Here is a 26,973-nt window from a genome sequence, read left to right as displayed (position 1 = left end):
ATAAAAAAGGCGCAGATATCTGCGCCCTTGTATTCAACGTTGTTGAGCTTAGCTCAGACGACCGTGGCACTGCTTATATTTTTTACCAGAGCCGCACGGACAAGGATCGTTACGGCCCACTTTACGCTCGCCGGTTTGTTCAGCCAGCGCGGCCGCAGCTGCGCTCTCATCGTCCTGATGGCTCAGCTGTTGCATCTGCGCCAGACGCTCAGCGTCTTCACGACGCTGCTGCTCCATCGCTTCCACCTCTTCCGGCATCCGCACCTGAACTTTGCTCAGCGTGCTGATCACTTCGTATTTTAGTGATTCCAGCATTGCAGCAAACATAGAGAAGGATTCACGCTTATATTCCTGCTTCGGATCTTTCTGCGCATAGCCGCGCAGATGGATACCCTGGCGCAGGTAGTCCATCGCCGCCAGGTGCTCTTTCCACAGTGAGTCCAGCGTTTGCAGCATGACGCCTTTTTCGAAGTGACGCATCATCTCAGCGCCAACCACTTCTTCCTTACGCTGATAGGTTTCAATGGCGCTCTGCAGAATGCGCTCGCGCAGCGTTTCTTCATGCAGCTCCGGTTCTTTATCCAGCCACTCTTTGAGCGGCAGATCGAGGTCGAAGTCATTTTTCAGACGCTCCTGCAGTCCTTCCACATCCCACATTTCTTCCAGCGACTGCGGAGGAATATGGGCATCGATAGTGGCTTTAAATACGTCTTCACGAATGCTGTTGATCGTTTCGCTCACGTCGGTCACGTCGAGCAGTTCATTACGCTGGGTGTAAATAGCGCGACGCTGGTCGTTGGCCACGTCATCATATTCCAGCAGCTGCTTACGGATATCGAAGTTGCGGCTCTCGACTTTGCGCTGGGCATTGGCAATCGCCTTGGTCACCCAAGGATGCTCGATAGCCTCACCCGGCTTCATACCCAGTTTACGCATCATGCCGGACACGCGGTCAGACGCGAAGATGCGCATCAGGGCATCTTCCATCGACAGATAGAAACGGGAAGAACCCGCATCCCCCTGACGACCTGAACGGCCGCGCAGCTGGTTATCGATACGGCGAGATTCATGGCGCTCGGTCCCGATGATATGCAGACCGCCGGCGGCCAACACCGCATCGTGGCGAACCTGCCAGTCGGCTTTGATCTGAGCAATCTGTTCCGGCGTCGGGTCTTCCAGCTGGGCGACTTCCGCCTGCCAGCTACCGCCGAGCATGATATCAGTACCACGGCCCGCCATGTTGGTCGCAATGGTCACTGCTGATGGGTAGCCCGCCTGAGCAACGATGTCCGCTTCGCTGGCGTGGAATTTCGCATTCAGCACGTTGTGCTTGATGCCCGCTTTCGTCAATTCTTTGGAGACCACTTCTGATTTTTCGATTGAAATGGTACCCACCAGCACCGGCTGACCCGCAGCGGTACGCTCTTTAATATCTTCGATAATGGCCTGAATTTTTTCCGCTTCGGTCATATAAACCAGGTCCGCCATGTCTTTACGAATCATCGGGCGGTTGGTCGGAACCACAACGGTATCCAGCTTGTAGATCGAGCTAAATTCAAACGCTTCGGTATCGGCGGTACCGGTCATTCCTGCCAGCTTCTCGTACAGGCGGAAATAGTTCTGGAAGGTAATTGAAGCCAGCGTCTGGTTCTCGTTTTGAATCTCAACGCCTTCTTTCGCTTCCACCGCCTGGTGCAGGCCATCAGACCAGCGACGTCCCTGCATCGTACGGCCGGTATGCTCGTCGACGATGATAACTTCGCCATCTTTAACGATATAGTCAACATCACGGGTAAACAGCACGTGCGCGCGCAGCGCCGCGGTCACGTGGTGCATCAGCATGATATTGGTCGGAGAGTACAGCGACTCGCCTTCATCCATAATGCCTTCATTGACCAGCAGCTCTTCAATCAGCACCAGACCGCGTTCGGTCAGGTTAACCTGGCGCGCTTTCTCATCAACGGAGAAATGCCCTTCGCCGGTAAAGGTCTCGGAGTCTTCTTTTTCCTGGCGGATCAGATGCGGGATGATTTTGTTCACTTTCTTATACATTTCCGAACTGTCTTCAGCCGGGCCAGAAATGATAAGCGGGGTACGTGCTTCATCGATGAGGATGGAGTCGACTTCATCCACCAGCGCATAGTGCAGTTTGCGCTGTACGCGTTCTTCAGGGCTGAACGCCATGTTGTCGCGCAGATAGTCAAAGCCATATTCGTTGTTGGTGCCGTAAGTAATATCGGCGGCGTAGGCTTCGCGCTTGGCTGGCGCAGGCAGGCCAGACATGTTAATCCCAACGCTCATACCGAGGAACTCAAACAGCGGACGGTTGTTCTCCGCATCACGCTGCGCCAGATAGTCGTTGACGGTGACCACGTGAACACCTTTGCCGGTCAGCGCATTAAGATATGCTGGTAAGGTGGCGGTCAGGGTTTTACCTTCACCAGTGCGCATTTCCGCAATGCAGCGCTCGTTGAGGACCATGCCGCCCAGCAGCTGAACGTCAAAGTGACGCATGCCGAAGACGCGCTTACTGGCCTCACGTACAACGGCAAAGGCTTCCGGGATCAGGCTCTCAAGGCTTTCACCTTTTTCCAGACGCGCGCGGAACTCAGCGGTTTTCGCTTTCAGTTCGTCATCGGAAAGTTTTTCCATGGCCGGTTCCATGGCGTTGATAACGTTGACGGCTTTGCGCATACGACGCAGCGTACGGTCGTTACGGCTACCGAATACTTTAGTTAATAATTTGATTAGCATAATAAAATCTCAAACGCCCCGCAGTGCGGAGTCACAAAAAATGGAATGGTCCGTATTTGTTTCAGCTGAGACGTTGAGGCCCGGCGCGTATGCCCGTAACCTGGCTTATCCAGGTACAGACGCGAAACGCACATTGGGAGAAGGTGGGATTGTATGCCACCAGGTGAACGATGACCGGAGGTTTACTCTCCTGCGTCAACAGCGCGCTAAGCGTATCGAGGAGCGCGAGATGCTGCGCCTGCAGCGGTGAAGACTCCTCAGCTACCGGCAGCGCCTGCGGCGCCATCGCAAAAGAGAGATGGCGGATGACCGTACGAATGGCATGCTGATGCCAGTAATCAACGGTAAAATTTGGCCGACGACTGGAAGACTCCAGCAGCGCGAGCTGAGAAAAATTGACTTTAGCAGGGTTGTGGTTGCTGGAAGTTGTTTTTGCCGGCGACGCGGTCTCATGCTCATGGCCGTTGCTAAGCGCAGGCAGGCCAAGGCTAGCCGCGACCATCCCCAACAGGAGATGCGGCCAGAAATACCTTCTGCCAAACTGTCGCCAGCGCGTCAGCAATCCACTCACTTAACTTACCTTTTGTTGGTAACAACCCTGAGAAATATTTTGCGTCCAAATACTAACATTAATACGCCATCACGGCAGCAGGAATGAGGGCTCGGGCGGGGTAAAAACGTCTAAAAAAGGAACGAACGCGCAGTAAAGACGGGTAAAACTGGAAGCTGGGTGCAGCGGAAACGCAAAAAGAAAACGACTGGTTCCCTGGCCGGAGAGAGTACCAGGTTACCAGTCGAATTTACTACAGGATCCGGCTTATGCCAGAACCAGTGTCGGCGCGCGGAACGCCAGCGGCATCTCTGCGTCGTCCTCGAAGGTCACATACTCCCAGGCTTCCTGTTTTGCCAGAACAGCCTGCAGCAGTTTGTTATTCAACGCATGACCGGACTTGTACGCCGTAAATGCACCGATAATATTGTGACCGCACATAAACAGGTCGCCAATCGCATCCAGCATTTTATGACGGACAAATTCGTCTTCAAAGCGCAAACCGTCTTCGTTCAGTACGCGATAATCGTCAACAACGATGGCACAATCGAAGCTGCCGCCCAGGCACAGGCCGCGGGACTGCAGATATTCGATATCGCGCATGAAACCAAAGGTACGCGCACGGCTAATCTGGCGCATAAACGCATCGGCCGAGAAGTTCATTGCGTAGCGCTGGCTGCTGGAGTCAATCGCCGGATGGTTAAAATCAATGGTGAAGTCCAGTGAAAAACCATTATACGGTTTGAATTCAGCCCATTTATCGCCATCTTCGACGCGAACGGTCTCTTTGATACGCACAAATTTCTTAGCGCAGTTCAGTTCATCGATGCCGGCATCCAGCAACAGATAAACGAACGGAGCCGCACTACCGTCCATAATCGGGACTTCCGGGGCATCGACTTCAATAATAATGTTGTCGATACCTAAGCCAGCCAGGGCAGCATTAAGGTGCTCAACCGTCGATATCCGCACGTCATGCTCGTTGACCAGGCAAGTACAGAGCATGGTATCACGCACAGATTTGGCATCAGCCGGAAAATCAACCGGTGGATTCAAGTCGGTGCGACGATAGATGACCCCGGTATTTGCCGGCGCAGGGCGTAACGTCAGGGTGACTTTCTTGCCGGTATGCAAACCGACGCCAGTCGCCTGAACGATACGTTTAAGAGTCCTTTGTTTGATCATCGTATAATCTCGCCAAGTTACCTATCCAACCGAAGTGTACTATACATTCGGCAGGCCAGTTTAGCACAAAGAGCGCAGATGCCCAACTTCCAGCCAATTCTTAATCGGCTTGCTTACGCAGGAAGGCTGGAATATCCAGATAATCCGGCTCTTTTGCGGTTTGCGGCGTATTGTCGTTTACCACTTTCGAAACCGGTTTCTGCTCTTGATTCAGTGGGGACATGCCGTGCTGCTGGTAACGATCCATCACCGGCTGCTGAACCTGCTTGTTGGTGACCAGGGTAATTTCCGGACGTTTGTCCATACCGATACCAGTGGCAACCACGGTTACGCGCAGTTCGTCGTTCATATCCGGGTCCAGAGAGGTACCGATAACCACGGTCGCGTTATCCGAAGCAAATGCACGGATCGTGTTACCCACGGTTTCGAACTCATCGAGACGCAGATCGAAGCCCGCGGTGATGTTAACCAGGACGCCGCGGGCACCGGACAGATCGATATCTTCCAGCAGCGGGGAAGAGATAGCCATTTCAGCCGCTTCTTCCGCACGGTCTTCACCGCTCGCTACGCCGGAGCCCATCATCGCATAGCCCATTTCAGACATCACGGTACGTACGTCCGCAAAGTCGACGTTCATCAGGCCTGGGCGCGTAATCAGTTCAGCGATACCCTGCACCGCGCCTTTCAGCACGTCGTTAGCCGCGCCGAAAGCGTCGAGCAGCGAAATACCGCGACCCAGAACTTTCAGCAGCTTATCGTTCGGGATGGTGATCAGAGAATCCACGTGCTTGGACAGCTCGGTGATACCCTGCTCGGCGAATGCCATACGCTTCTTGCCTTCAAAATTGAACGGCTTAGTCACGACGGCAACGGTCAGGATGCCTAAATCTTTGGCGACTTCAGCAACCACGGGCGCAGCACCGGTTCCGGTCCCGCCGCCCATACCTGCTGCGATAAACACCATGTCGGCGCCATCAAGAGCGGCACGCAGCGCTTCACGGTCTTCATCCGCTGCGTTACGGCCCACTTCCGGGTTTGCGCCTGCGCCCAGCCCCTTGGTAATACCGCTGCCGATCTGGATAGTCTGGCCAACAGCCGTTTTGCGCAGTGCCTGCGCGTCGGTGTTCACCGCGAAAAATTCAACACCCTCAATGCGCTCGCGCACCATGTGCTCAACGGCGTTACCGCCGCCGCCACCGACGCCGATGACTTTAATCACCGCGTCGTTGGTCAGTTCCATAGGTTCAAACATAATTTCTCTCTCCGTTGTGCCTGTCGCCTGAGAACGCTAATTTTCTGCGTTCTCTTAAAAAATTAAAACTCTTTTCGCAACCAACTGTTGAGTCGTTTGATCCACGACCCGACCGTTACGCGTTTTTCCACTTCTGCTTCACCACTGAGATGAGATTCCTTCCCGTAGTGCAGCAGCCCAACCGCCGTCGAGTAATACGGTTCCTGGGCATAATCCGTTAATCCGGTAATGTTCAGCGGCGCGCCAATTCGCACCTGCGTGTGAAACACGCGCTGCGCACAGGCGGCAAGCCCTTCAATTTGCGCCGCACCGCCGGTTAATACAATCCCTGCCGCCAGATGATGCTTGACGCCCTGCTGACGAAGCTGTTCCTGCAGTTGCAGAATCTCTTCATTCACGAGGTTGAGCAATTCGGTATAACGCGGCTCAATAACCTCTGCCAGAGTCTGACGCTGCAGACTGCGGGGTGGACGCCCACCCACGCTCGGCACTTCGACGTTTTCATCTTTACCAACGATGGAGCCCAGCGCGCAGCCGTGGCGCACTTTAATGGCTTCGGCATCGCTCGGCGGCGTACCGAAAGCGTAAGCAATATCGCTGGTCACAACGTTCCCCGCATAAGGGATCACTTTGGTATGACGCAGCGCGCCGCCGGTATACACCGCGATATCCATTGTACCACCGCCGATATCCACCACGCAGACACCCAGTTCACGTTCATCTTCCGTTAAAACGGAATAGCTGGCGGCTAAACCGGCGAAAATGAGCTGGTCGACTTTCAGACCGCAGCGCTCCACCGCTTTGACAATATTTTTCGCCATATCGTTATGGCAGGTAATCAAATGCACTTTTGCCTGCATACGTACGCCAGACAGGCCGACGGGGTTTTTTATCCCCTCCTGGTAGTCAATAGCGTACTCTTGCGGAATAACGTGCAGAACGCGGTGTTCATCGCGCACGCGAACCGATTTGGCGGTATGCACCACGTTCTCGACGTCATCCTGAGTGACTTCTTCTTCAGAAATCGGCACCATACCAATTTCATTTTGACAGCTGATATGCTTGCCTGAAAGCGCCAGATAGACTGACGAGATCTGGCAATCCGCCATCAGTTCGGCCTGGTCAATGGCGCGCTGTACGCATTTCACCACGGATTCCAGGTCGTTCACTCCGCCTTTATCCATACCACGCGATGGGCAACTGCCCACGCCAATGATATTAATCATACCGTCGGGCAGAACTTCCCCTACTAAAGCGGCAACCTTAGCGGTGCCAATCTCCAGTCCAACTACCAGTTTTCTGTCCGTCGCCTTGATCATTGTTGTTCTGCCTGTGCCTGATTCTGTTGTTGATTAGTTTCCTCTGCGGGAACCGGTACCCAACCGACTGCCGCTCCCGAGTCATAACGCAAATCAACGTAGCTTATCCGTTTGCCGTCGGTCTGCGCCTGCTGCTGAAGAACCGGGTAGAGTTCCATAAAGCGCTGAAGCCGTTTCATGGTGTCGCCTCGGCCAAGATTGAGCTTAATATCGTTATTAAGCGTCAATTGCCAGGAGCGACGCGCGGTCATTGCCGCCACTTTCAACGTGAATTTATCCTTTGCCAGCACCTGCCCCATGTCACGGTACCCCTGAAGAACTTCGTTCTCACTACCTTCCGGGCCGTATAACATCGGTAAATTCTGTTTACTGGTGCGATCTGACGGCACGCTGAAAGAATTGCCTTCGACGTCTACCATATGCTGATCATTCCAGCGCGCAATCGGCACATATTCAACCAGATGAATCTTCAATTCGTCCGGCCATTGCTTTCTGACGCTCGCCTGCTTAATCCACGGCAGGCGTTCAATCTGGCTTTGAATAATATTGACGTCCTGAGTCATAAAGGTGCCCGGCGACCCCAATGCCAGTATCGCCTGACGGATATCATCGTTGCGCGTGTAGTGACGCTCTCCGGTGACGACCATCTTCGACAGCGGTAATCGCTGTGCATCTTCCATCCAGCCCAGAACCATCCAGCCGCTGACCAGCACGGTACAGAGCACCGCCAGCAGGAAGAAAATACCTGCCAGACGAGAGCCATTACTTCGACGCGAAGAAGATTCTTCTTCCTCTTCGTGGTTCCGCGTATTCAGCGCAGCCTGCGACATATCACCCCGCCAGGTCCAGAATTCGTACAACAAGCTGCGAGAAGCTCATCCCTGCCTGACGCGCCGCCATCGGCACCAGGCTGTGGCTGGTCATGCCAGGAGAGGTGTTAGCTTCCAGCAGATAAAACTGGCCATCGCTGTCCAGCATCACGTCAATTCTTCCCCATCCCTTGCAGCCAAGGCTATCCCAGGCTTTTTGCACCAGAGCCTGGATTTCTGACTCACGCGCTGGATCTTCGAAGCCTGGGCAGAAATATTGCGTCTCATCAGAGAGATACTTTGCTTCATAATCATAGAAGGTTCCAGCCGCCTGGATACGTATTGACGGCAAAATTTCTTCTCCGACCATAGCGACGGTAAATTCCGGGCCACTGAGCCATTTTTCAATCAGAACTTCATCATCATGCTGAAAAGCCAGCGCCAATGCATTTTGTAATGCGCAACTTTCGCTGACTTTTGACATACCGACGCTGGAGCCTTCCCGGCTCGGCTTAACAATCAGCGGCAGTCCGAGAGCCAGGAGTTGCTGTTCAACGTCAGCAGAAAGCCCTGCCTCGAACTGTTTACGGGTTAGCGCAACCCACGGCGCAACCGGCAGTCCGGCGCCCTGCCACAGTAATTTGCTGCGCAGCTTATCCATTGAGATCGCTGAAGCCATCACCCCGCTACCGGTGTAGGGAAGTTGAATCAACTCCAGCAGCCCCTGCAACGTACCATCTTCACCGCCGCGACCATGCAAGGCAATAAACGCTTTCTTAAAGCCCATGTTTTTCAATTGGGTAATATCAACGTCGCGCGGGTCGACCGGGTGCGCATCAACGCCGGCTTCACGCAGGCCGGCGAGCACCGCAGAACCTGAATTGAGAGAGACTTCACGTTCAGCGGAGGTTCCGCCAAAGAGGACCGCGATTTTATCAGCCATGGCGCTCCTCCTGCGTTTTTTGCGGTTGCAATTTGATTTCCGCCAGGTGACGGGCGATTTTACCGATATTTCCCGCCCCCTGCACCAGCACCAGATCGTTGCCGGTCAATACTGATGCCAGCATCTCTGCCGCTTGCGCCGGATCGGAAACCAGAATCGGGTCCACTTTCCCGCGGCCGCGAATCGTACGGCACAGCGAGCGGCTATCAGCGCCAGGAATGGCGGCTTCGCCAGCAGAATAAACGTCCAGCATCAGCAGAGCGTCAACCTGGGTCAGTACGTTGGCAAAATCGTCATACAGATCGCGCGTACGGGTAAAACGGTGCGGCTGAAACAACATCACCAGATTTTTATCCGGCCAGCCCGCTCGCGCCGCTTTGATAGTGGCATCCACTTCCGTAGGATGGTGGCCATAATCATCGATCAGCATCGCGGTTCCCGTTTTACCGTTAACCTCAGCTAACGGATATTCGCCGAGGAAATCAAAACGACGCCCGGTACCCTGGAAACTTTCCAGCGCGCGCAGGATCGCTTCATCATCAATGCCCTCTTCCGTCGCAACGGCCACCGCTGCCGCTGCGTTAAGCGCGTTGTGGCGACCCGGTGCGTTCAGCGTCACCTGAATGACGTCTTTATCCTGACGGACCAGGCGGAAATGCCCCTGAGCGCCGACCTGACGATACTCTTCCACGCGAACGTCAGCATCATCGCTAAAACCGTAGGTGGTGAGCTGGCGACCAACGCGCGGCAGCAGCTCGCGAATCACCGGATCGTCCACGCACATCACCGCGCGTCCATAGAACGGCAGGTTATGCAGGAAGTTGATAAACGTCTGCTTCAGGTTTTCGAAGTCGCCGTGGTAGGTATCCATATGATCGGCTTCGATATTGGTCACGATAGCAACCATCGGCTGTAAATGCAGGAACGAGGCGTCGCTTTCATCCGCTTCGGCAATCAGGTAACGGCTGTGTCCAAGGCGCGCATGCACGCCAGCGGCTTTCACCAGACCACCGTTCACGAAGGTCGGATCAAGTCCAGCCTCTGCATAAATACTTGAGACCATCGCCGTAGTTGTGGTTTTGCCGTGCGTGCCGGCAATGGCAATGCCGTGGCGAAAACGCATCAGTTCCGCCAGCATTTCAGCGCGACGAATAACCGGAATACGCGCTTCGTGAGCGGCGACGATTTCCGGGTTATCCGCAGAAATCGCGCTGGAAACCACGACAACGCTCGCATCGCGCACGTTTTCAGGGCGATGATTGAAATAAATCGTGGCGCCAAGCTGAGTCAACTGTTGGGTCACCGGATTCGGCGCCAGGTCGGAGCCGCTAATCTGATAACCTTCATTGGCCAGAACTTCGGCAATACCGCCCATGCCGGCACCGCCAATGCCAACAAAGTGAATGTGCCGGACGCGACGCATCTCGGGCACTATGGAACGCAGTTTTGCCAGATCTTGTGTATTCATTCTTTACGCCATCAACTTCTTTATTCGGACGGTGATCATCACCGCGATTAGCGCGCCAGTGCTGCGGCGCTCACTTCTTCCGCTACCCGTTCGGTAGCATCCGGAATCGAGGCTCTACGCGCTCGCTCCGCCATATCCAGCAGCGTTTCGCGATCCCAGCCCGCCAGGGTTTGCGCGACGGCATCCACGGTAAACTGCGGCTGCTCGAGGATCTTCGCTGCTCCTGCCTTCTCTAACGGCAGGGCATTCCAGTACTGCTGACGATCTTTGTGCTGGAAAGGCACAAACAGCGCCGGTAAACCCGCGGCGGCAATTTCGCTCACCGTCAGCGCCCCGGAACGACACACGACAACATCAGCCCAGGCGTAAGCCGCCGCCATGTCGTCAATAAATTCGGTCACTTTGTGCTGCGGCTGCCCGGCATCGGAATAGGCCCGCTGTACGGTTCCCTGCCCACCTTTACCGCTCTGGTGCCAGATGGTGACAGTAGAGCCCAGCTTCGCCGCCACCTGCGGCATCGTCTGATTGAGCACGCGAGCGCCCTGCGAACCGCCGACGACCAATACGCGAATTGGCCCCTGACGCCCGACTAAGCGCTGTTCCGGCAGCGGGAGCGCCAGCACATCGGTGCGAACCGGGTTGCCCACAACATCGGCATGCGGGAAAGCGCCGGGGAATGCCTGCATCACTTTTTTGGCAATTTTCGCCAGCCACTTATTCGTCAGACCGGCAATTCCGTTCTGTTCATGCAGGACCACCGGGATCCCCAGCGACCATGCCGCCAGTCCGCCGGGGCCGGACACATAGCCGCCCATTCCCAGCACCACGTCCGGTTGAAAACGCTGCATAATCGCCCGCGCCTGGCGCCAGGCGTTGAATATCCTAACCGGCGCCAGCAGCTGCGCCTTCAGGCCTTTGCCGCGCAGGCCGGAAATCTGAATGAAGTCAATTTCAATGCCGTTCTTCGGCACTAAATCCGCTTCCATACGATCCGCGGTACCCAGCCAGCGAACCTGCCAGCCCTGGTCCATTAAATGGTGCGCAACCGCCAGCCCCGGGAACACGTGTCCTCCGGTACCGCCCGCCATCACCATTAACCGCTTTTCCTGACCGCTCATCGAACACCCCGTGTAAACGCCTGGGCTTTTTCCAGACGCGTTTCATAATCAATTCGTAACAGCAACATGATGGCCGTCGACATAATCAGCAGGCTCGAGCCACCGTAGCTGATCAGCGGCAGCGTCAGGCCTTTAGTTGGCAGCATTCCCGCTGCCGCGCCGACGTTAACCAGCGCCTGAAAGCTGAACCAGATCCCAATGGCGCAGGCCAGAAAACCGGAGAAACGGTGGTCAATCTCCAGCGCTTTGCGGCCAATGGACATGGCGCGAAAAGCGACGAAGAATACCATTAAAAGTGCGAGTACCACACCGATATAACCGAGTTCTTCACCGATAATGGCGAAGATGAAATCGGTGTGCGCCTCGGGCAAATATTCGAGCTTCTGGACTGAGTTACCCAGGCCCTGCCCCCACATTTCACCGCGGCCAAAGGCCATCAGCGACTGGGTGAGCTGGTAGCCGCTGCCGAATGGATCTTCCCACGGGTTCCAGAAAGAGGTCACGCGGCGAATACGGTACGGTTCAGCCAGAATCAGCAGTACGACTGCCGAAAGCCCCATCCCGATAATCGCGATAAACTGCCACAGCTTGGCCCCCGCAAGGAACAGCATGGCCAGAGTCGTGACAAACAGCACCACAACGGTACCGAGGTCAGGCTGCGCCAGCAGTAAAATCGCCAGCACGAAAATCACGCCCATCGGCTTTAAGAAGCCTCGCAGGTTGTTACGCACTTCGTCGCCTTTACGCACAAGGTAGTTGGCGATATAGCAGAACAGCGACAGCTTGGTGAACTCCGCAGGCTGGATACGCAGCGGCCCCAGCGCAATCCAGCGCGAGGCCCCGTTAACCGAGCTGCCGACCACCAGAACAATCAGCAGCATGACGATAGAAGCAATCAGCATTGCAGTACTGTGGCGCTGCCAGAACTCCATTGGCAGGCGCAGCGTCACCATCGCCAGCCCTAGCGCCAGCAGAATGTATAAGCCATCGCGCTTGGCAAACAGAAACGGATCGTTCGCCAGACGCTGGCCTACCGGCATCGACGCCGAGGTCACCATGATGAAGCCGATTGCGGCCAGGCCAAAAGTCAGCCACAGCAGCATCCGGTCATACATCACCAGGCTATCGGTATCTTTTTGCCGCGAGCCCATCACCCAGCCTTTCAGCGCGGCGAACAGCCATGCGAAAATAAACATTCCCGGCAGACGCGGCAGTCTTAGCCGTGGCATTTTCAGGCGCGGGAGTGATAAACGCATCAACCTAACTCCTTCGCGAGGCGAGCAAAGATGTCGCCGCGTTGTTCAAAGTTTTTAAACTGATCGAGGCTGGCGCACGCGGGAGACAGCAGCACCATATCGCCCGGGACAACCTGCGGCGCAATCTGGCGCATCGCCTGCTCCATCGTTTCCGTTTGCACAGCGACATCCGGGCGCAGCGCCGCCAGCTGCGCGCCGTCGCGTCCGAAGCAGTACAGGCGAATGTTGTCGCCGGTCAGGTAACGGCTTAACGGCGTGAAATCAGCGGATTTCCCGTCTCCGCCCAGCAGCAGATAGAGCGTTCCATCAAGATGCAGCCCATTGAGCGCCGCTTCGGTACTGCCGACGTTGGTGGCTTTAGAATCGTTGATCCAGCGCACGCCGTTGTGCTCCAGCACCAGTTGGAAACGATGCGCCAGCCCGGTGAATGTGGTTAGCGCTTTCAGGCTGCTGGCGCGCGGCAAACCCGCGGCGTCAGCCAGGGCCAGGGCCGCAAGAGCGTTACTGTAGTTGTGCTGGCCGCTAATCTTCATCTCTTTGACGTTAAGCACTTTTTCGCCTTTGACGCGCAGCCAGGTTTCGCCCTGCTGGCGGTTCAGGTGATAGTCGCCAACGTCAACGCCGAAGCTGATGCAGCGCTCGTCCGCGCCGCGTACCGGCATGGTTAACGCATCGTCGGCATTGACGATACAGGCCCGCGCATTCTCGTAAATTCGCAGTTTGGCGGCGCGGTACTGCTGAAGCCCCAGCGGATAGCGGTCCATATGATCTTCGGTGACGTTCAGGATCGTCGCCGCAACCGCCCGCAGGCTGGAGGTAGTTTCCAGCTGGAAGCTTGAAAGCTCCAGAACATAGAGTTCGCGTTCAGGATCCAGCAGCATCAGCGCCGGCAGGCCAATATTGCCCCCAACGCCAACGTTCATACCCGCTGCTTTCGCCATTTCTCCCACGAGGGAAGTCACGGTGCTTTTACCGTTAGAGCCGGTGATCGCAACGACAGGCGCCTGCGCCTCGCGGCAAAACAGTTCGATATCACCGACAATTTCCACCCCAGCATCTGCCGCGGCGCTCAGGGAAGGATGCGCCAGAGCGATACCCGGACTGGCGACAATCAGGTCTGCCGTCAACAGCCAGTCTTCATTAAGACCGCCAACATAGCGCTCAACAGCTTCCGGCAGTTTATCCAGCCCCGCCGGCGCAACGCGGGTATCCATCACCCGCGGCGTCACGCCGCGAGCCATGAAAAAGTCCACGCATGACAGGCCGGTCATACCCAGCCCAATAATGACGACTTTTTTACCCTGATAATCTGCCATGATTAACGTACCTTCAGCGTCGCCAGGCCAATCAGCACCAGCATCAGCGAAATAATCCAGAAACGCACGATAACGCGCGGTTCCGGCCAGCCTTTCAGTTCATAGTGATGGTGAATAGGCGCCATGCGGAAAATGCGCTGACCGCGCAGCTTGAAGGAACCGACCTGCAGAATCACCGAGAGCGTTTCCACCACAAATACGCCACCCATAATCACCAGCAGGAATTCCTGGCGCAGCAGCACGGCGATAATACCCAGCGCGCCGCCGAGTGCCAGCGAACCCACATCGCCCATAAAGACCTGTGCCGGATAGGTGTTAAACCACAGGAAGCCCAGACCCGCGCCAACAATCGCCGTACAGACGATCACCAGTTCACCGGCGTGACGCAAATAAGGGATATGCAGGTAGTTGGCGAAGTTCATGTTACCGGTCGCCCAGGCCACCAGCGCGAAGCCGGCGGCAACGAATACGGTTGGCATAATCGCCAGCCCATCGAGGCCGTCGGTCAGGTTGACCGCATTACCGGTCCCAACGATAACAAAATAGGCCAGCAGGACGTAGAACAGGCCCAGCTGCGGCATCACGTCTTTAAAGAACGGCACTACCAGCTGAGTCGCCGGCGTATCTTTACCCGCCATATACAGCGCAAAGGCAACGCCCAGCGCAATCACCGACATCCAGAAGTACTTCCAGCGAGCAATCAGGCCTTTAGTATCTTTACGCACCACTTTGCGATAGTCATCGACAAAGCCGATGATGCCGTAGCCGACGAGAACCGTCAGTACGCACCAGACGTAGGGGTTGGATGGGTAAGCCCACAGCAGAACGGAGACAACAATGGCGGTCAGGATCATGATCCCGCCCATGGTTGGCGTACCGCGCTTACTAAAGTGAGATTCCGGGCCATCGTTACGTACAACCTGGCCAAAGGAGAGTTTTTGCAGACGGGCGATCATGCGCGGGCCCATCCACAGGGAGATGAACAGCGCGGTCAGCAGGCTGACAATGGCGCGAAACGTCAGGTAGGAAAAGACGTTAAAGCCTGAATAATATTTGACCAAATGTTCGGCCAGCCATACTAACATGTTCCGTTCTCCTGTAATGCGCGTACTACCACTTCCATGGCGGCACTACGTGAACCTTTCACTAAAATGGTCATAATTTTATGTTCTGCGGTAAGCTCGCGCAGGCGAGTCACCAGCGCGGCCTTCTCGCTAAAATGTTCGCCAACTCCGCTGGCGCCGCTGATTTCTGCGCTCAGCGTACCGACGCTCAGTACGCGATCGAGCCCGGCCGCTTTTGCCGCTTCGCCCACTTGACGATGGCACGCCTGGCTTTCCGCGCCGAGTTCAGCCATATCGCCGACGACCAGTACCCGATAGCCCGGCATCTCAGACAGCACCTGTACCGCGGCGGTTAGCGAGCCAACGTTGGCGTTATAGGAATCATCCAGCAGGAGCTGGCTGTCAGTCAGTTGGATCGGGAATAAACGCCCTGGTACTGCTTGCAGATCTTTCAGACCCGCTTTGATCGCCTCATGCGTCGCACCAACCGCCATTGACAGCGCCGCTGCGGCCAGCGCATTAGCGATGTTATGGCGCCCCGGGAGCGGTAGCAGGACATCAACGCTGCCCGATGGGGTTTGCAGGGTAAATTCAGTCCCATGCGACGTCACGTGTACGTTGGTTGCGGTGAAATCGCTGTTGGCGGCATTCGGCGAAAAACGCCAGGTTTTACGCTCGCCAATTACGCTTTGCCAGTTCAGCCAGTCATTATTGTCGGCGTTCATAATCGCGATGCCGTTGAGCGGCAGGCCGGTGTAAATTTCGCCTTTAGCTTTCGCCACGCCTTCCAGAGAGCCAAAACCTTCCAGGTGGGCAGCGGCCAGGTTATTCACTAACGCGGCTTCGGGGCGGGTCAGACTAACGGTCCAGGCAATTTCGCCCTGATGATTAGCGCCTAACTCGATGACCGCGTAGTCATGTTCCTGGGTGAGGCGCAGCAGCGTTATCGGCACGCCGATATCGTTGTTCAGGTTACCTGCGGTATACAGCGTATTCCCGCACTGGCTCAGAATCGCCGCGGTCATCTCTTTGACCGAGGTTTTTCCGGAAGATCCGGTCAGCGCGACTACGCGCGCCGGAACCTGCTGACGCACCCATGCGGCCAGTTCGCCGAACGCGAGGCGCGTATCCTTCACCACTACCTGCGGTAAATCGCAGGCCAGCTGACGACTGACCAGCAGCGCGCCCGCGCCGGCAGCTTTCGCCTGTTCGGCAAAATCGTGAGCATCAAAACGCTCGCCTTTTAGCGCCACGAACAGGCAGCCCGCCGTGACTTTACGGGTATCGGAGGTGACGTCATCAATCGCCACATCGCGGCCGTGCAGCTCGCCGCGCGTGATGTCGGCGAGCTGGCTGAGAGTCAAGCGAATCATGCTACCGTCCCCAGCAAACGCGCCACGGTGACGCGGTCAGAATAATCGAGCCGGCGATTGCCGACGATTTGATAGTCCTCGTGGCCTTTGCCCGCCACCAGAACGACGTCGTTTTCTTTCGCCTGCATCACTGCATTCGTCACCGCTTCCGCACGCCCCTCCACCGCTCTGGCATGGCCCGCGTCCAGCATGCCGGCCAGAATATCGTTAATAATCGCCCGCGGCTCTTCAGTGCGCGGGTTGTCATCGGTGACAACCACAATATCGGCAAACTCTTCGGCGATAGCGCCCATTAGCGGACGCTTGCCTTTGTCGCGATCCCCGCCGCAGCCGAATACGCACCACAGCTTACCGCTGCAGTGCAGACGCGCCGCCTGCAGCGCCTTTTCCAGCGCATCGGGCGTGTGGGCATAATCAACGACCACGGTCGGTTTACCCGGCGCGGCGAACACTTCCATACGCCCGCATACCGGCTGCAGGCGCGCGGTGGTTTTCAGCAGATCGGCAAGCGGATAACCCAGCGCCAGCAGGGTGGCTAACGCCAGCAGCAGATTGCTGACATTAAAGGCGCCCATCAAGCGGCTTTCTATCTCGCCGTTACCCCAGCTGGAAGCAAACTGAACGGTTGCGCCGCTGTCGTGATAGTTCACGGCAGTGGCTTTGAGCCAGCGGCCACGGCAGTTCGGGTTAATGTGATCTTCCATTGATACGGCAACCGCATCCGGCAGTTTCGCCAGCCAGCGGCGACCGACTTCATCGTCCGCATTAACAATCGCCTGACCGCAATGGTGAGTTGAGTAGAGCAGCCATTTTGCCGCTTCGTAATGCTCCATATCACCGTGGTAATCAAGGTGATCGCGGCTCAGGTTGGTGAAGACCGACGCGGCAAACTGCAGCGCGGCGACGCGGTGCTGCACCAGGCCGTGAGAGGAAACTTCCATCGCGGCGAACGTTGCCCCCTGCCCTGCCAGGCCAGAAAGGATGTGCTGAACGTCAACAGCCGAACCGGTGGTGTTTTCCGTTGGGATAACTTTCCCCAGCAGGCCATTGCCTACGGTTCCCATTACCGCACTGGTTTCGCCAAGCAGCTGCGCCCATTGCGCCAGCAGTTGCGTCGTGGTGGTCTTACCGTTAGTTCCGGTGACGCCCACCAGGCGCAGTTGTTCTGAAGGCTGATGGTAAAAACGCCCGGCCAGCGCGGATAAGCGCTCGTTGAGTTGGCTGAGATAGATAACCGGCACCCCGTGCATTTCACGGATCTCGCCGTCATGGGCCTCATCTTTGGCCTCAGCAATAATGGCAGCAACACCTTGCGCTATCGCCTGCGGGATATAACGACGCCCGTCCGCCTGATGACCTAAAACCGCGACAAAAAGATCGCCAGAAGCAGCCACCCGGCTGTCCAGCGTCATTTCTCGCAGAATTCGCTCCGGCGCATTTGGCACCCACGGAGCGAGAAGGTCGCGCAAATTACGATCTGCCACCTGTTCCCTCGCCTTGATTAATCACTAATTCACTTTTTTCAGCCGTTGCCAGCGCATCCGGTTCAATGTTCATGGTACGCAGCACGCCGCCCATGATGGCACCGAAGACCGGCGCGGAAACGGCGCCGCCGTAGTATTTGCCCGCCTGCGGATCGTTGATCACCACCACCAGCGCAAAGCGCGGATGGCTGGCGGGCGCAACGCCTGCGGTGTAAGCAATATATTTGTTGATGTAGCGGCCATCCGGCCCTACTTTTTTCGCCGTACCGGTTTTAATGGCGATGCGATAGCCTTTGATCGCCGCCTTCACGCCGCCGCCGCCGGGCAACGCCACGCTTTCCATCATGTGAACAACGGTACGAACGAGTGATTCCGGGAAGACGCGCTCGCCCGGAACCGGTGGATCAACTTTGGTAATCGACAGCGGGCGATAGATGCCGTAGCTGCCGATCGTTGCGTAGACTCGCGCTAACTGTAACGGGGTTACCATTAGCCCATAGCCGAAAGAAAAGGTGGCCCTCTCTATGTCAGACCACCGTTGTTTTTGAGGGTATAAGCCACTGCGTTCTCCGACCAACCCCAAATTGGTCGCTTTTCCAAGCCCAAAACGTGAGTAAGTATCTACTAACGCTGAGGACGGCATCGCTAACGCCAGCTTAGAAACACCGACGTTACTCGACTTCTGTAGCACCCCGGTCAGGGTCAATTCGCTGTAGCGCGCCACGTCTTTGATTTCGTGGCCGTTAATTCGGTAAGGTATGGTATTCAGCACGGTATTTTCGTTAACAATGCCGCGCTGAAGGGCCGTCATCACCACCATCGGCTTCACCGTTGAACCCGGCTCAAACACGTCGGTAATGGCGCGGTTACGCATGGTATCTTTAGACGTGCCGGCGAAATTATTCGGGTTGTACGAAGGACTGTTAGCCATTGCCAGCACTTCGCCGGTGTTGACGTCGACCAGAACCGCTGTGCCTGACTCCGCCTTGTTGAACGCCACTGCATTGTTCAGTTCGCGATAAACCAGCGCCTGGAGGCGTTCATCGATGCTCAGCGCCAGGTTATGCGCGGCCTGGCTATCGGTGGACGAAATATCTTCTATTACCCGGCCATAGCGGTCTTTACGTACGATACGCTCGCCGGGCTGGCCGGTGAGCCACTTATCGAAGCTCTTCTCAACGCCCTCAATCCCTTGGCTATCAACGTTAGTGAAGCCAATGAGGTGAGCGGTTACTTCGCCCGACGGATAGTAGCGGCGGGACTCTTCCCGCAGGTGAATCCCCGGCAGCTTCAATTTACGGATGTAGTCGGCCATATCGGGGTTCACCTGACGCGCCAGGTAGATGAAACGCATCCGTGGGTTGGTATTGATGCGCGATGCCAGCTGATCCAGCGGCATATTCAGCGCATCGGCCAGCGCCTTCCAGCGGTTGTCCAGGGTGACGCCGCCCGCTTCATGCAGCTCTTTCGGGTCAGCCCAGATCGCTTTTACCGGTACGCTCACCGCCAGCGGACGGCCGGAACGATCGGTTATCATTCCGCGCGCGGTAGAAACCTCCTGCACACGCAGAGAACGCATATCGCCCTGGCGTACCAGCATGTCCGGGCTAATCACCTGTAGCCAGGCCACGCGGCCCAGCAGGAAGCCCAGCGCCAGCAGAATACAGCCGCACAGCAACGCAAAACGCCAACTGATAAAGTTGGCCTGTTCTTCCTGACGTTTTGCTTTTGGCGTTTTCGGCGCTGCTTTCATGCGTCGCAATAATCCTTATTTCTGTACAACGATATTTTCTTGTGATGGATCGACGTGCTGCATCTGCAGCTTCTCGGTCGCGATCCGCTCAACCCGACTGTGATCGCCGAGAGCATTTTCTTCGAGGATCAGGTTGCGCCATTCAATATCCAGCGCGTCGCGTTCCAGAACCAGTTGTTCGCGCTGCGCCGTTAAGAGGCGAGTATGGTGCGCCGTTGTCACCACCGTAATCGCCGTAATAATGATGCAAATGAACAGGCAGAGTGGCAGCTTCCCGAACCGCAGAAGGTCGTCTCCGATCACGCCAGGCAAAGCATGGCGCTCGTTGCTTCCTATCGACCCTTTAACCTTGCTTAGGGCTTCTGTCACTCTGCCGATCATGCGTTCGTCCTCTCTGCAATACGCAGAACTGAACTACGGGCACGAGGATTTTCAGCTACCTCTTTTTCACCCGGCATCAACTTGCCTAATGCTCTTAGCTCACGGCCGCCCAGTTTTTTAAGCTGCTCTTCGGTCATCGGTAACCCAGCCGGAACCTGCGGACCGCGGCTTTGCTCGCGCATAAAACGCTTCACAATACGGTCTTCCAGCGAGTGGAAACTAATAATTGAGAGCCGCCCGCCCGGGGCAAGCACGCTGAGCGAGCTTTTTAGCGCCTGCTCTATCTCCTCCAGTTCACTGTTTACCCAAATGCGCACCGCCTGGAAGGTACGGGTCGCGGGATGTTTGAATTTGTCTTTCACCGGCGTTGCCGCCGCAACGACCTCCGCCAGCTCTTTGGTGCGCGTCATCGGTTCGATGCGGTTACGTTCGACGATGGCGCGGGCAATACGTTTACCAAAACGCTCTTCACCAAAAGTTTTGATGACCCAGGCGATATCGGCTTCGTCGGCGGTTTGTAGCCATTCAGCGGCAGATTGGCCGCGCGTCGGATCCATACGCATATCCAGCGGGCCATCACGCATAAAAGAAAAGCCGCGTTCAGCGTCATCCAGCTGCGGCGAGGAGACGCCAAGATCGAGCAAAATACCGTCGATCTTGCCGGTCAGGTTGCGCTCGCCTACATAGTCGGCCAGCTGAGAAAATGGACCATGAACGATGGAAAAGCGGGGATCATCGATAGTTTTCGCGACGGCGATAGCCTGTGGGTCACGATCTATCGCCAGCAGGCGTCCCTCCGCTCCCAGTTGGGAGAGGATCAGACGCGAGTGACCGCCGCGGCCGAAGGTACCATCAATGTAGATACCGTCAGGACGAATATTCAGGCCGTTAACGGCTTCATCCAGAAGTACCGTAGTGTGTTTATAATTTTCCATCATTTTACAAAGACAAATCCTGCAGGCGCTCCGACAGTTCCCCGGAAGCGGACTGCTCAGCGTCGATATCTTCCTTGACCCGTTGATACCAGGTCGTTTCATCCCACAGCTCAAACTTATTGAACTGCCCGACCAGCATCACTTCTTTTGTCAGCCCGGCATGTTGCCGCAGCACCGGGGCTATTAATAGCCTCCCGGCGCTATCCATCTGACATTCGCTGGCATGTCCCAAAAGCAAACGCTGTACGCGCCGCTCGGTGGGGTTCATGCTCGATAAACGCGATAATTTTTGCTCGATGATTTCCCACTCAGGCAAAGGGTAAAGCAGCAGGCATGGGTGATGGATGTCAATGGTGCACACCAATTGACCGGAAGCGTCCTCGATCAGCCCGTCGCGGTAGCGCGTCGGCACGGCCAAACGGCCTTTACTGTCGAGATTGACTAACGTTGCCCCACGGAACATGCCAGCCTCACCCCTTTTCGCCACTTTACCCCACAAATTCCCACAAGAAGGAGTTTACGGAGCGGAGGAAAAGCTTGTCAAGCCAGCACGAATGCCAACAGAGCTCAAAAACCCATTATTTACAGCCGATATTCGCCCTGAGGAAAAATCAACCAACAAACGAGGCAAATTAACGTTATGAATATCGGTAAGAAAACAACCAACAAACTTGTAACAGTTAAAAGCAGCAAAATATCTTCTGAGGGAAAATATAAAGTGTCAGTTTGCGACGCGAGCGGCATTTTAGGCCATTCTGATGACCGTTAACAGCACCAGTTTTCATTGGGGAGGCTCTCTTACTGCGGGGTACAGCGCTTTTGGCGAGCATAAGCGTGAGGAAATGAGTGTTAATTCAGCAACTCATCCACCGAATGTAACAAAATAATACAAATAAATACGCTAATCCTTTTATCGGTTAATTAAACCGCTAAATAAATGGCGCTAAGAATAGAATTAAAAGAGATGTCAGGAAGATTAAGGATTTGTCTGAAAGATCCTTAACCCTGCAATTTTTACGTCATTTATCCAGATTATCGCCAGACGCGTCTCCGTCTGGCGAATTTTCTACGAATAATCCTGGTATTGCGCTCAGCGACGGTTCAGGCTGCCGCGACGATAAAGGTTGCGCCGTATGCGGCTTAAACCCGGTTTGGGCTTCCGCGGTTCATCAAGGCTGGCGAGCACGATCTCCAGCACGCGTTCCGCGACATCGCGGTGGCGCTGAGCCACGGCCAAAACGGGGCACTGGAGGAAATCCAGCAGCTCGTTATCGCCAAAAGTGGCAATGGCCAGTTCAGAAGGCAGCTTCCCTTCCCGGCGCAGCGTAACGTCCATCACCCCCTGCAGTAACGGAAATGAAGTTGTAAATAGCGCCTGAGGCATCGGATGAGTTTCCAGCCACTTTTCGAAAAGCTGGGCCGCGGCTTCTCGCTCATAGCTATTTGCATAGAGGAAATGTACCTCTCGGGGATCGTCCTTCCACGCCGTACGGAATCCCTGCTCGCGCAGGAAGCTCACGGAAAGCTCCGGCAAAGCGCCGAGATACAGCACCGTTTCAGCGGGAAACTTACGCAGCTCCGCACCAAGCATTTCGGCATCATCCTGATCGGCACCAACTACGCTGGTGAAGTGTTCTCGATCGAGAGCGCGGTCGAGGGCGACAATCGGGAAAGGATCGTTAGCCCAGCGCTGATAGAACGGATGTTCAGGCGGTAATGAGGTGGAAACGATAATCGCGTCGACCTGTCGCTGCAGCAGATGCTCAATACAGCGCATTTCGTTATCCGGCTGATCCTCGGAGCAAGCGATCAATAGCTGATAGCCGCGCTGGCGCGCCTGACGCTCCAGGTAATTAGCGATGCGCGTATAGCTGGTGTTTTCCAGGTCCGGGATAACCAAACCGATAGAACGCGTACGTCCTGCACGCAAGCCTGCAGCAACCGCGTTGGGGTGATAGTTGTGCTCACGAACGACCGCCATCACCTTTTCAACAGTTTTATCGCTAACGCGATACTGCTTCGCTTTACCATTAATCACATAGCTAGCGGTCGTTCGCGAGACGCCGGCCAGCCGGGCGATTTCATCCAGTTTCACAATTGCCCCTTGGGTAATAAGTACAGAACATAACCATTCTTCAGGTACGAGCTCGTTTTTATAACATCTAAGCGCAGAAAAGTAAGCGCAGCAACCGCTTTAGTCCACAGTTCCCACCGAATTCGCAAAAAAATAGCCCGGCACGCTGTGTCGGGCTATTTTTACGTCAGTTTCAGGGCTCAACGCATGATTTTGTCACCGCGAGATAAACCAACCACGCCCGAGCGGGCGACTTCAACAATTCGCGCCACGTCGCGCAGAGAAGCCAAAAACGCATCCAGCTTGTCGCTGGTTCCCGCCAGTTGAACAGTATAGATAGACGGCGTGACATCGATAATTTGCCCGCGGAAGATTTCCGTATTGCGCTTCACCTCATCGCGTCCATAGCCGCTCGCCTGCACTTTCACCAGCATAATTTCACGCTCTACGTGCGCGCCTTGCCCAAGCTCGTTAACGCGCAGAACGTCGACCAGCTTATGCAGCTGCTTTTCGATCTGCTCAATGGCTTTCTCATCACCAACGGTTTGAATCGTCATGCGGGAGAGCGTCGGATCGTCCGTCGGCGCTACCGTCAGACTTTCAATATTATAACCACGCTGGGAAAAGAGGCCGATCACGCGGGATAAAGCACCCGATTCGTTCTCCAGTAATACTGATAATATCCGGCGCATAATCAGGTCCTCTCCGTTTTGCTCAGCCACATCTCGTCCATACCGCCGCCGCGGATCTGCATAGGGTATACATGCTCACTGCCATCAACCGTCACATCGACAAAAACCAGTCGATTGTTACGCACCTGCGCCAGCGCCTCAGCGAGTTTCGCTTCCAGTTCCTGCGGGTCGCTAATACGAATGCCCACATGGCCATAGGCTTCCGCTACGCGGGCAAAATCAGGCAGTGACTCCATATAGGATTGCGAATGGCGGCCCGAATAGAGCATATCCTGCCACTGCTTCACCATCCCGAGGTAGCGGTTATTCAGGTTCAGCACCAGCACCGGCAGCTCGTACTGCAGCGCGGTGGAGAGCTCCTGGATATTCATCTGGATACTGCCATCGCCGGTGACGCAAATGACCGTCTCTTCCGGCAGCGCCATCTTCACGCCAAGCGCAGCAGGAAGGCCGAACCCCATGGTTCCCAGACCACCCGAGTTGATCCAGCGCCGCGGTTTATCGAAAGGATAATAGAGAGCGGCGAACATCTGATGCTGACCGACGTCGGACGTTACGTACGCATCGCCGTTAGTCAGCCGCCAGATCGTTTCAATAACCGCCTGCGGTTTAATCTTGCCGCTTTGCGTGTCGTATTGCAGGCAGTGACGCGCGCGCCACTGTTCAATTTGCTGCCACCAGTCGCGAATTTCATCGAGTGGCTGCTGTGTCTCCTCGTGTTCGAGCAGCTCCAGCATCTGTTCCAGCACCAGGCGAGCGTCACCCACAATAGGCACGTCGGCAGGAACGGTTTTGGATATCGAAGTCGGATCGATATCAATATGCAGCACCGTAGCGTTCGGACAGTAGCGGGCCAGGTTATTCGTCGTACGATCGTCAAAGCGCACGCCAACGGCGAAAATCACGTCGGAATTGTGCATGGTCATATTGGCTTCATAGGTCCCATGCATGCCCAGCATCCCTAATGCCTGCTGGTGCGACGCAGGGAAAGCGCCCAGCCCCATCAGCGATGAAGCTACCGGTAACTTCAGTTTCTCAACCAGCGCGTATAGCTGCGGTTCACATTGCGCATTGATCGCCCCGCCCCCTACATAAACGACCGGTTTTTTTGCCGCTATCAGCGTCTGCAGCGCTCGCTTAATCTGCCCTTTATGACCGGACGTCGTCGGATTATAAGAACGCATGCTAACCGTATCCGGCCAGCTGTAGGGCAGTTTTTTAGCCGGGTTGAGAATATCTTTCGGTAAATCCACGACGACCGGACCAGGGCGCCCGCTGGCGGCCAGCCAAAACGCTTTTTTCAGTACGCCGGGAATATCTTCGGTTTGCTTAACCAGAAAGCTGTGCTTTACCACCGGTCGGGAGATGCCAACCATGTCGCACTCCTGGAAAGCATCGTAACCGATTAAGGAGGTCGCGACCTGGCCGGAAAGAATCACCAGCGGGATGGAATCCATATAAGCCGTCGCAATGCCGGTGATGGCGTTGGTCGCCCCCGGGCCCGAGGTCACCAGTACCACTCCGACTTCGCCCGTTGCGCGAGCAAGACCATCCGCCATATGAACGGCCGCTTGCTCATGACGGACCAGAACGTGATCGATTCCGCCAAGGGTGTGTAACGCATCATAGATATCGAGGACCGCGCCCCCGGGATAACCGAACACCTGCTTGACGCCCTGATCGACCAGCGACTGGACGACCATTTCGGCTCCTGACAACATCTCCATGGTTTGCCTCCCGGCTTATTGTTTTTAACGACAGCGGAATCCGATTTCCGCGCGCTCGCACAAGACGAAGCGCAATAGCTTCGCATTGAGATGAATAGACTGCATGCCGTTACCATAACTGCTCGCTTACGGGCAGGCAATTGGCGAGCGTCGGCGCTTGACCGGCATTAAAAGAATAAAAGAAAGATTCGCAGGTAAAACACGGTGAAAAACTTCGGCGATAAGAAAATATGATAGTCAATGCTCGGGGAAAATAACCAACAGCAGCAAATCATCCATTTTTTATCTGACCGCGTTGGTTACCGAACAATGCAAACAGAATAAAATTCTGCATTTAGTGATTTTTGTCACACAAAGCAGGAGCCGAAGCCCCCGTTTGTATTGCGACAGTTTAGCGCTGGCAGATACTCACCAGCAATTCTTCCATCCACTGATGGCCTTTATCGCGGCCTGCCGCTTCATGCCAGGAGAGATAGCAGGTACGGCTATTGACCTTCAACGGTAGAGGTAATATTTGCAAATCCAGCTTATCGGCGAACTCGCTGGCCAGCCAGCGCGGCGCGATAGCGACCATATTGGTTTGGGAAACAACGTTTAATACGCTAACCATTGCGTTGCCTTGATAGGCAATACGAGACTGTTTATCCGCAGTGTCATACCATGGCTGACTAAATGATGCGTAACGATCAAGAGCAACAACGGCGTGCTCCTCCTGATAAATATCATTTTCCATCAGCGGACCGGAAATACGCGGATGCTTGCGACTTGCCACCAGTACCATTTCATCTTTAAATAAAGGTACGCAGGCAAACTCAGGACGACGAAACTCTTCATAACCAATAACGAATTCAATTTCCTGATAGCGTAATTGATGTTCTGTGTTTTGATTCAATGCCGATTTAAAGACCAAATGAATGTTGGGCGCAATCTCGCCAACTTTGTTGAAAATAACCGAAGTTAAAGCGTTATCCAGCGGGCTGCACACGCATAAATTAAAGACCCGCTCGCTGCTGAGCGGCTCAAAGCCCGAGCCCGGTAATTCGTTTTGCACCAGCTGCAGAGCCTGCCGTACGGAACCAAATAGCTGGAAAGCCCGCGCCGTAGGCTGGATGCCGCGCCCATAACGAACAAACAGCTCATCATTAAACATCACTTTCAGGCGCGAGACCGCATTGCTGACCGCCGGCTGGGACATTCCCAAAGAGTGCGCCGCACGGGTGATATTTTGCTCCTGCATTACCGCATCAAATACGGTTAACAGATTGAGGTCGACCATCCGCAGCTGGGGTTTTGTGTTTTCTACCTCAGAGGTCGACTTATATTCAGTACCTTCATTTAACATATTTAACTCCACTGTCACGCTAAATTCCCTTTGCCAAAGTGCAGTAATTAATTCTCAGAATATCATTTATCATGCATATGACATTTACAAAAGGGCAAAGATGAATTTTAGGAATATATCAAGGTTATGAGTGGCGACGAAAAGTCTGCATTTGAAAGTACCCGCGACCACTTAAACC

Annotated in this window: 22 protein-coding genes; all 22 read right to left on the bottom strand. The window is 55.2% G+C overall.

Annotation, left to right across the window (positions count from 1 at the left end):
* Positions 1-48: 48 nt before the first annotated feature.
* Positions 49-2,754, bottom strand: coding sequence for a preprotein translocase subunit SecA (gene secA / locus ABLV75_RS15070; protein WP_004108109.1), 2,706 nt, complete (start codon positions 2,752-2,754; stop codon positions 49-51).
* Positions 2,755-2,815: 61 nt separating this feature from the next.
* Positions 2,816-3,325: a secA translation cis-regulator SecM gene (gene secM, locus ABLV75_RS15065; RefSeq protein ID WP_004108110.1), complete on the bottom strand. Its 510-nt coding sequence runs from the start codon at positions 3,323-3,325 to the stop codon at positions 2,816-2,818.
* A 246-nt stretch (positions 3,326-3,571) separates the two neighbouring features.
* On the bottom strand, positions 3,572-4,489 hold the full coding sequence (gene lpxC / locus ABLV75_RS15060; RefSeq protein WP_004098599.1) for a UDP-3-O-acyl-N-acetylglucosamine deacetylase: 918 nt from the start codon (positions 4,487-4,489) through the stop codon (positions 3,572-3,574).
* 100 nt (positions 4,490-4,589) lie between these two features.
* The gene (gene ftsZ, locus ABLV75_RS15055) at positions 4,590-5,741 is read right to left on the bottom strand and encodes a cell division protein FtsZ (protein WP_004108111.1); all 1,152 of its coding nucleotides are present in this window, start codon (positions 5,739-5,741) and stop codon (positions 4,590-4,592) included.
* 62 nt (positions 5,742-5,803) lie between these two features.
* Positions 5,804-7,060: a cell division protein FtsA gene (gene ftsA, locus ABLV75_RS15050; protein WP_004098594.1), complete on the bottom strand. Its 1,257-nt coding sequence runs from the start codon at positions 7,058-7,060 to the stop codon at positions 5,804-5,806.
* Entirely contained in the window at positions 7,057-7,890 is an 834-nt protein-coding gene (ftsQ, locus tag ABLV75_RS15045; protein WP_004108112.1) for a cell division protein FtsQ, read from the bottom strand. Before ftsQ ends, ftsA begins: the two co-directional genes overlap by 4 nt.
* 1 nt (position 7,891) lies before the next feature.
* The gene (locus ABLV75_RS15040) at positions 7,892-8,812 is read right to left on the bottom strand and encodes a D-alanine--D-alanine ligase (protein WP_004108113.1); all 921 of its coding nucleotides are present in this window, start codon (positions 8,810-8,812) and stop codon (positions 7,892-7,894) included.
* The gene (murC, locus tag ABLV75_RS15035) at positions 8,805-10,280 is read right to left on the bottom strand and encodes a UDP-N-acetylmuramate--L-alanine ligase (protein WP_004108115.1); all 1,476 of its coding nucleotides are present in this window, start codon (positions 10,278-10,280) and stop codon (positions 8,805-8,807) included. Before murC ends, ABLV75_RS15040 begins: the two co-directional genes overlap by 8 nt.
* Before the next feature lie 47 nt (positions 10,281-10,327).
* Positions 10,328-11,398, bottom strand: coding sequence for an undecaprenyldiphospho-muramoylpentapeptide beta-N-acetylglucosaminyltransferase (gene murG, locus ABLV75_RS15030; protein ID WP_016807523.1), 1,071 nt, complete (start codon positions 11,396-11,398; stop codon positions 10,328-10,330).
* Positions 11,395-12,654 (bottom strand): cell division protein FtsW, encoded by a 1,260-nt coding sequence (gene ftsW, locus ABLV75_RS15025; RefSeq protein WP_004098587.1) that lies wholly within the window; start codon positions 12,652-12,654, stop codon positions 11,395-11,397. The genes murG and ftsW overlap by 4 nt, the downstream gene beginning before the upstream one ends.
* Complete coding sequence (murD, locus tag ABLV75_RS15020; RefSeq protein WP_004108118.1) at positions 12,654-13,970, bottom strand: UDP-N-acetylmuramoyl-L-alanine--D-glutamate ligase; 1,317 nt, start codon at positions 13,968-13,970, stop codon at positions 12,654-12,656. Before murD ends, ftsW begins: the two co-directional genes overlap by 1 nt.
* Positions 13,971-13,972: 2 nt before the next feature.
* Positions 13,973-15,055, bottom strand: a complete 1,083-nt coding sequence (gene mraY / locus ABLV75_RS15015) for a phospho-N-acetylmuramoyl-pentapeptide-transferase (protein WP_004098585.1) — start codon at positions 15,053-15,055, stop codon at positions 13,973-13,975.
* Positions 15,049-16,407 carry a UDP-N-acetylmuramoyl-tripeptide--D-alanyl-D-alanine ligase gene (gene murF / locus ABLV75_RS15010; RefSeq protein WP_004108119.1) on the bottom strand — a complete coding sequence of 453 codons (1,359 nt, stop codon included), beginning with the start codon at positions 16,405-16,407 and terminating at the stop codon, positions 15,049-15,051. Before murF ends, mraY begins: the two co-directional genes overlap by 7 nt.
* Positions 16,404-17,891 (bottom strand): UDP-N-acetylmuramoyl-L-alanyl-D-glutamate--2,6-diaminopimelate ligase, encoded by a 1,488-nt coding sequence (murE, locus tag ABLV75_RS15005; RefSeq protein ID WP_004108120.1) that lies wholly within the window; start codon positions 17,889-17,891, stop codon positions 16,404-16,406. Before murE ends, murF begins: the two co-directional genes overlap by 4 nt.
* Positions 17,878-19,644 carry a peptidoglycan glycosyltransferase FtsI gene (locus ABLV75_RS15000; protein ID WP_004098582.1) on the bottom strand — a complete coding sequence of 589 codons (1,767 nt, stop codon included), beginning with the start codon at positions 19,642-19,644 and terminating at the stop codon, positions 17,878-17,880. Before ABLV75_RS15000 ends, murE begins: the two co-directional genes overlap by 14 nt.
* 15 nt (positions 19,645-19,659) lie before the next feature.
* Positions 19,660-20,025, bottom strand: a complete 366-nt coding sequence (ftsL, locus tag ABLV75_RS14995; protein ID WP_002888550.1) for a cell division protein FtsL — start codon at positions 20,023-20,025, stop codon at positions 19,660-19,662.
* Complete coding sequence (gene rsmH, locus ABLV75_RS14990; RefSeq protein WP_004108121.1) at positions 20,022-20,963, bottom strand: 16S rRNA (cytosine(1402)-N(4))-methyltransferase RsmH; 942 nt, start codon at positions 20,961-20,963, stop codon at positions 20,022-20,024. The genes ftsL and rsmH overlap by 4 nt, the downstream gene beginning before the upstream one ends.
* Position 20,964: 1 nt before the next feature.
* Positions 20,965-21,423: a division/cell wall cluster transcriptional repressor MraZ gene (mraZ, locus tag ABLV75_RS14985; RefSeq protein ID WP_004108122.1), complete on the bottom strand. Its 459-nt coding sequence runs from the start codon at positions 21,421-21,423 to the stop codon at positions 20,965-20,967.
* Positions 21,424-22,050: 627 nt separating this feature from the next.
* Entirely contained in the window at positions 22,051-23,055 is a 1,005-nt protein-coding gene (cra, locus tag ABLV75_RS14980; protein ID WP_004098577.1) for a catabolite repressor/activator, read from the bottom strand.
* A 179-nt stretch (positions 23,056-23,234) separates the two neighbouring features.
* A complete protein-coding gene (gene ilvN / locus ABLV75_RS14975) occupies positions 23,235-23,726 on the bottom strand; it encodes an acetolactate synthase small subunit (protein WP_004098573.1) in 492 nt (163 codons plus the stop codon).
* A gap of 2 nt (positions 23,727-23,728) precedes the next feature.
* A complete protein-coding gene (gene ilvI / locus ABLV75_RS14970; protein ID WP_004108124.1) occupies positions 23,729-25,453 on the bottom strand; it encodes an acetolactate synthase 3 large subunit in 1,725 nt (574 codons plus the stop codon).
* A gap of 391 nt (positions 25,454-25,844) precedes the next feature.
* On the bottom strand, positions 25,845-26,813 hold the full coding sequence (leuO, locus tag ABLV75_RS14965) for a transcriptional regulator LeuO (protein ID WP_097365569.1): 969 nt from the start codon (positions 26,811-26,813) through the stop codon (positions 25,845-25,847).
* Positions 26,814-26,973 lie beyond the last annotated feature (160 nt).

It is taken from the genome of Klebsiella sp. CN_Kp066 (assembly GCF_040065135.1).
GTDB lineage: Bacteria > Pseudomonadota > Gammaproteobacteria > Enterobacterales > Enterobacteriaceae > Klebsiella > Klebsiella oxytoca.
This window is presented reverse-complemented; position numbering and strand designations above follow the sequence as displayed.

Bases quoted from the DNA above. Each gene is read 5' to 3' on its own strand.
- ftsL (WP_002888550.1), bottom strand. From the start codon at position 20,025: ATGATCGGCAGAGTGACAGAAGCCCTAAGCAAGGTTAAAGGGTCGATA.
- ftsZ (WP_004108111.1), bottom strand. From the start codon at position 5,741: ATGTTTGAACCTATGGAACTGACCAACGACGCGGTGATTAAAGTCATC.
- ftsA (WP_004098594.1), bottom strand. From the start codon at position 7,060: ATGATCAAGGCGACGGACAGAAAACTGGTAGTTGGACTGGAGATTGGC.
- ftsQ (WP_004108112.1), bottom strand. From the start codon at position 7,890: ATGTCGCAGGCTGCGCTGAATACGCGGAACCACGAAGAGGAAGAAGAA.
- mraZ (WP_004108122.1), bottom strand. From the start codon at position 21,423: ATGTTCCGTGGGGCAACGTTAGTCAATCTCGACAGTAAAGGCCGTTTG.
- ABLV75_RS15040 (WP_004108113.1), bottom strand. From the start codon at position 8,812: ATGGCTGATAAAATCGCGGTCCTCTTTGGCGGAACCTCCGCTGAACGT.
- ilvN (WP_004098573.1), bottom strand. From the start codon at position 23,726: ATGCGCCGGATATTATCAGTATTACTGGAGAACGAATCGGGTGCTTTA.
- secA (WP_004108109.1), bottom strand. From the start codon at position 2,754: ATGCTAATCAAATTATTAACTAAAGTATTCGGTAGCCGTAACGACCGT.
- mraY (WP_004098585.1), bottom strand. From the start codon at position 15,055: ATGTTAGTATGGCTGGCCGAACATTTGGTCAAATATTATTCAGGCTTT.
- murG (WP_016807523.1), bottom strand. From the start codon at position 11,398: ATGAGCGGTCAGGAAAAGCGGTTAATGGTGATGGCGGGCGGTACCGGA.
- lpxC (WP_004098599.1), bottom strand. From the start codon at position 4,489: ATGATCAAACAAAGGACTCTTAAACGTATCGTTCAGGCGACTGGCGTC.
- rsmH (WP_004108121.1), bottom strand. From the start codon at position 20,963: ATGATGGAAAATTATAAACACACTACGGTACTTCTGGATGAAGCCGTT.
- murF (WP_004108119.1), bottom strand. From the start codon at position 16,407: ATGATTCGCTTGACTCTCAGCCAGCTCGCCGACATCACGCGCGGCGAG.
- ftsW (WP_004098587.1), bottom strand. From the start codon at position 12,654: ATGCGTTTATCACTCCCGCGCCTGAAAATGCCACGGCTAAGACTGCCG.
- ABLV75_RS15000 (WP_004098582.1), bottom strand. From the start codon at position 19,644: ATGAAAGCAGCGCCGAAAACGCCAAAAGCAAAACGTCAGGAAGAACAG.
- murC (WP_004108115.1), bottom strand. From the start codon at position 10,280: ATGAATACACAAGATCTGGCAAAACTGCGTTCCATAGTGCCCGAGATG.
- ilvI (WP_004108124.1), bottom strand. From the start codon at position 25,453: ATGGAGATGTTGTCAGGAGCCGAAATGGTCGTCCAGTCGCTGGTCGAT.
- murD (WP_004108118.1), bottom strand. From the start codon at position 13,970: ATGGCAGATTATCAGGGTAAAAAAGTCGTCATTATTGGGCTGGGTATG.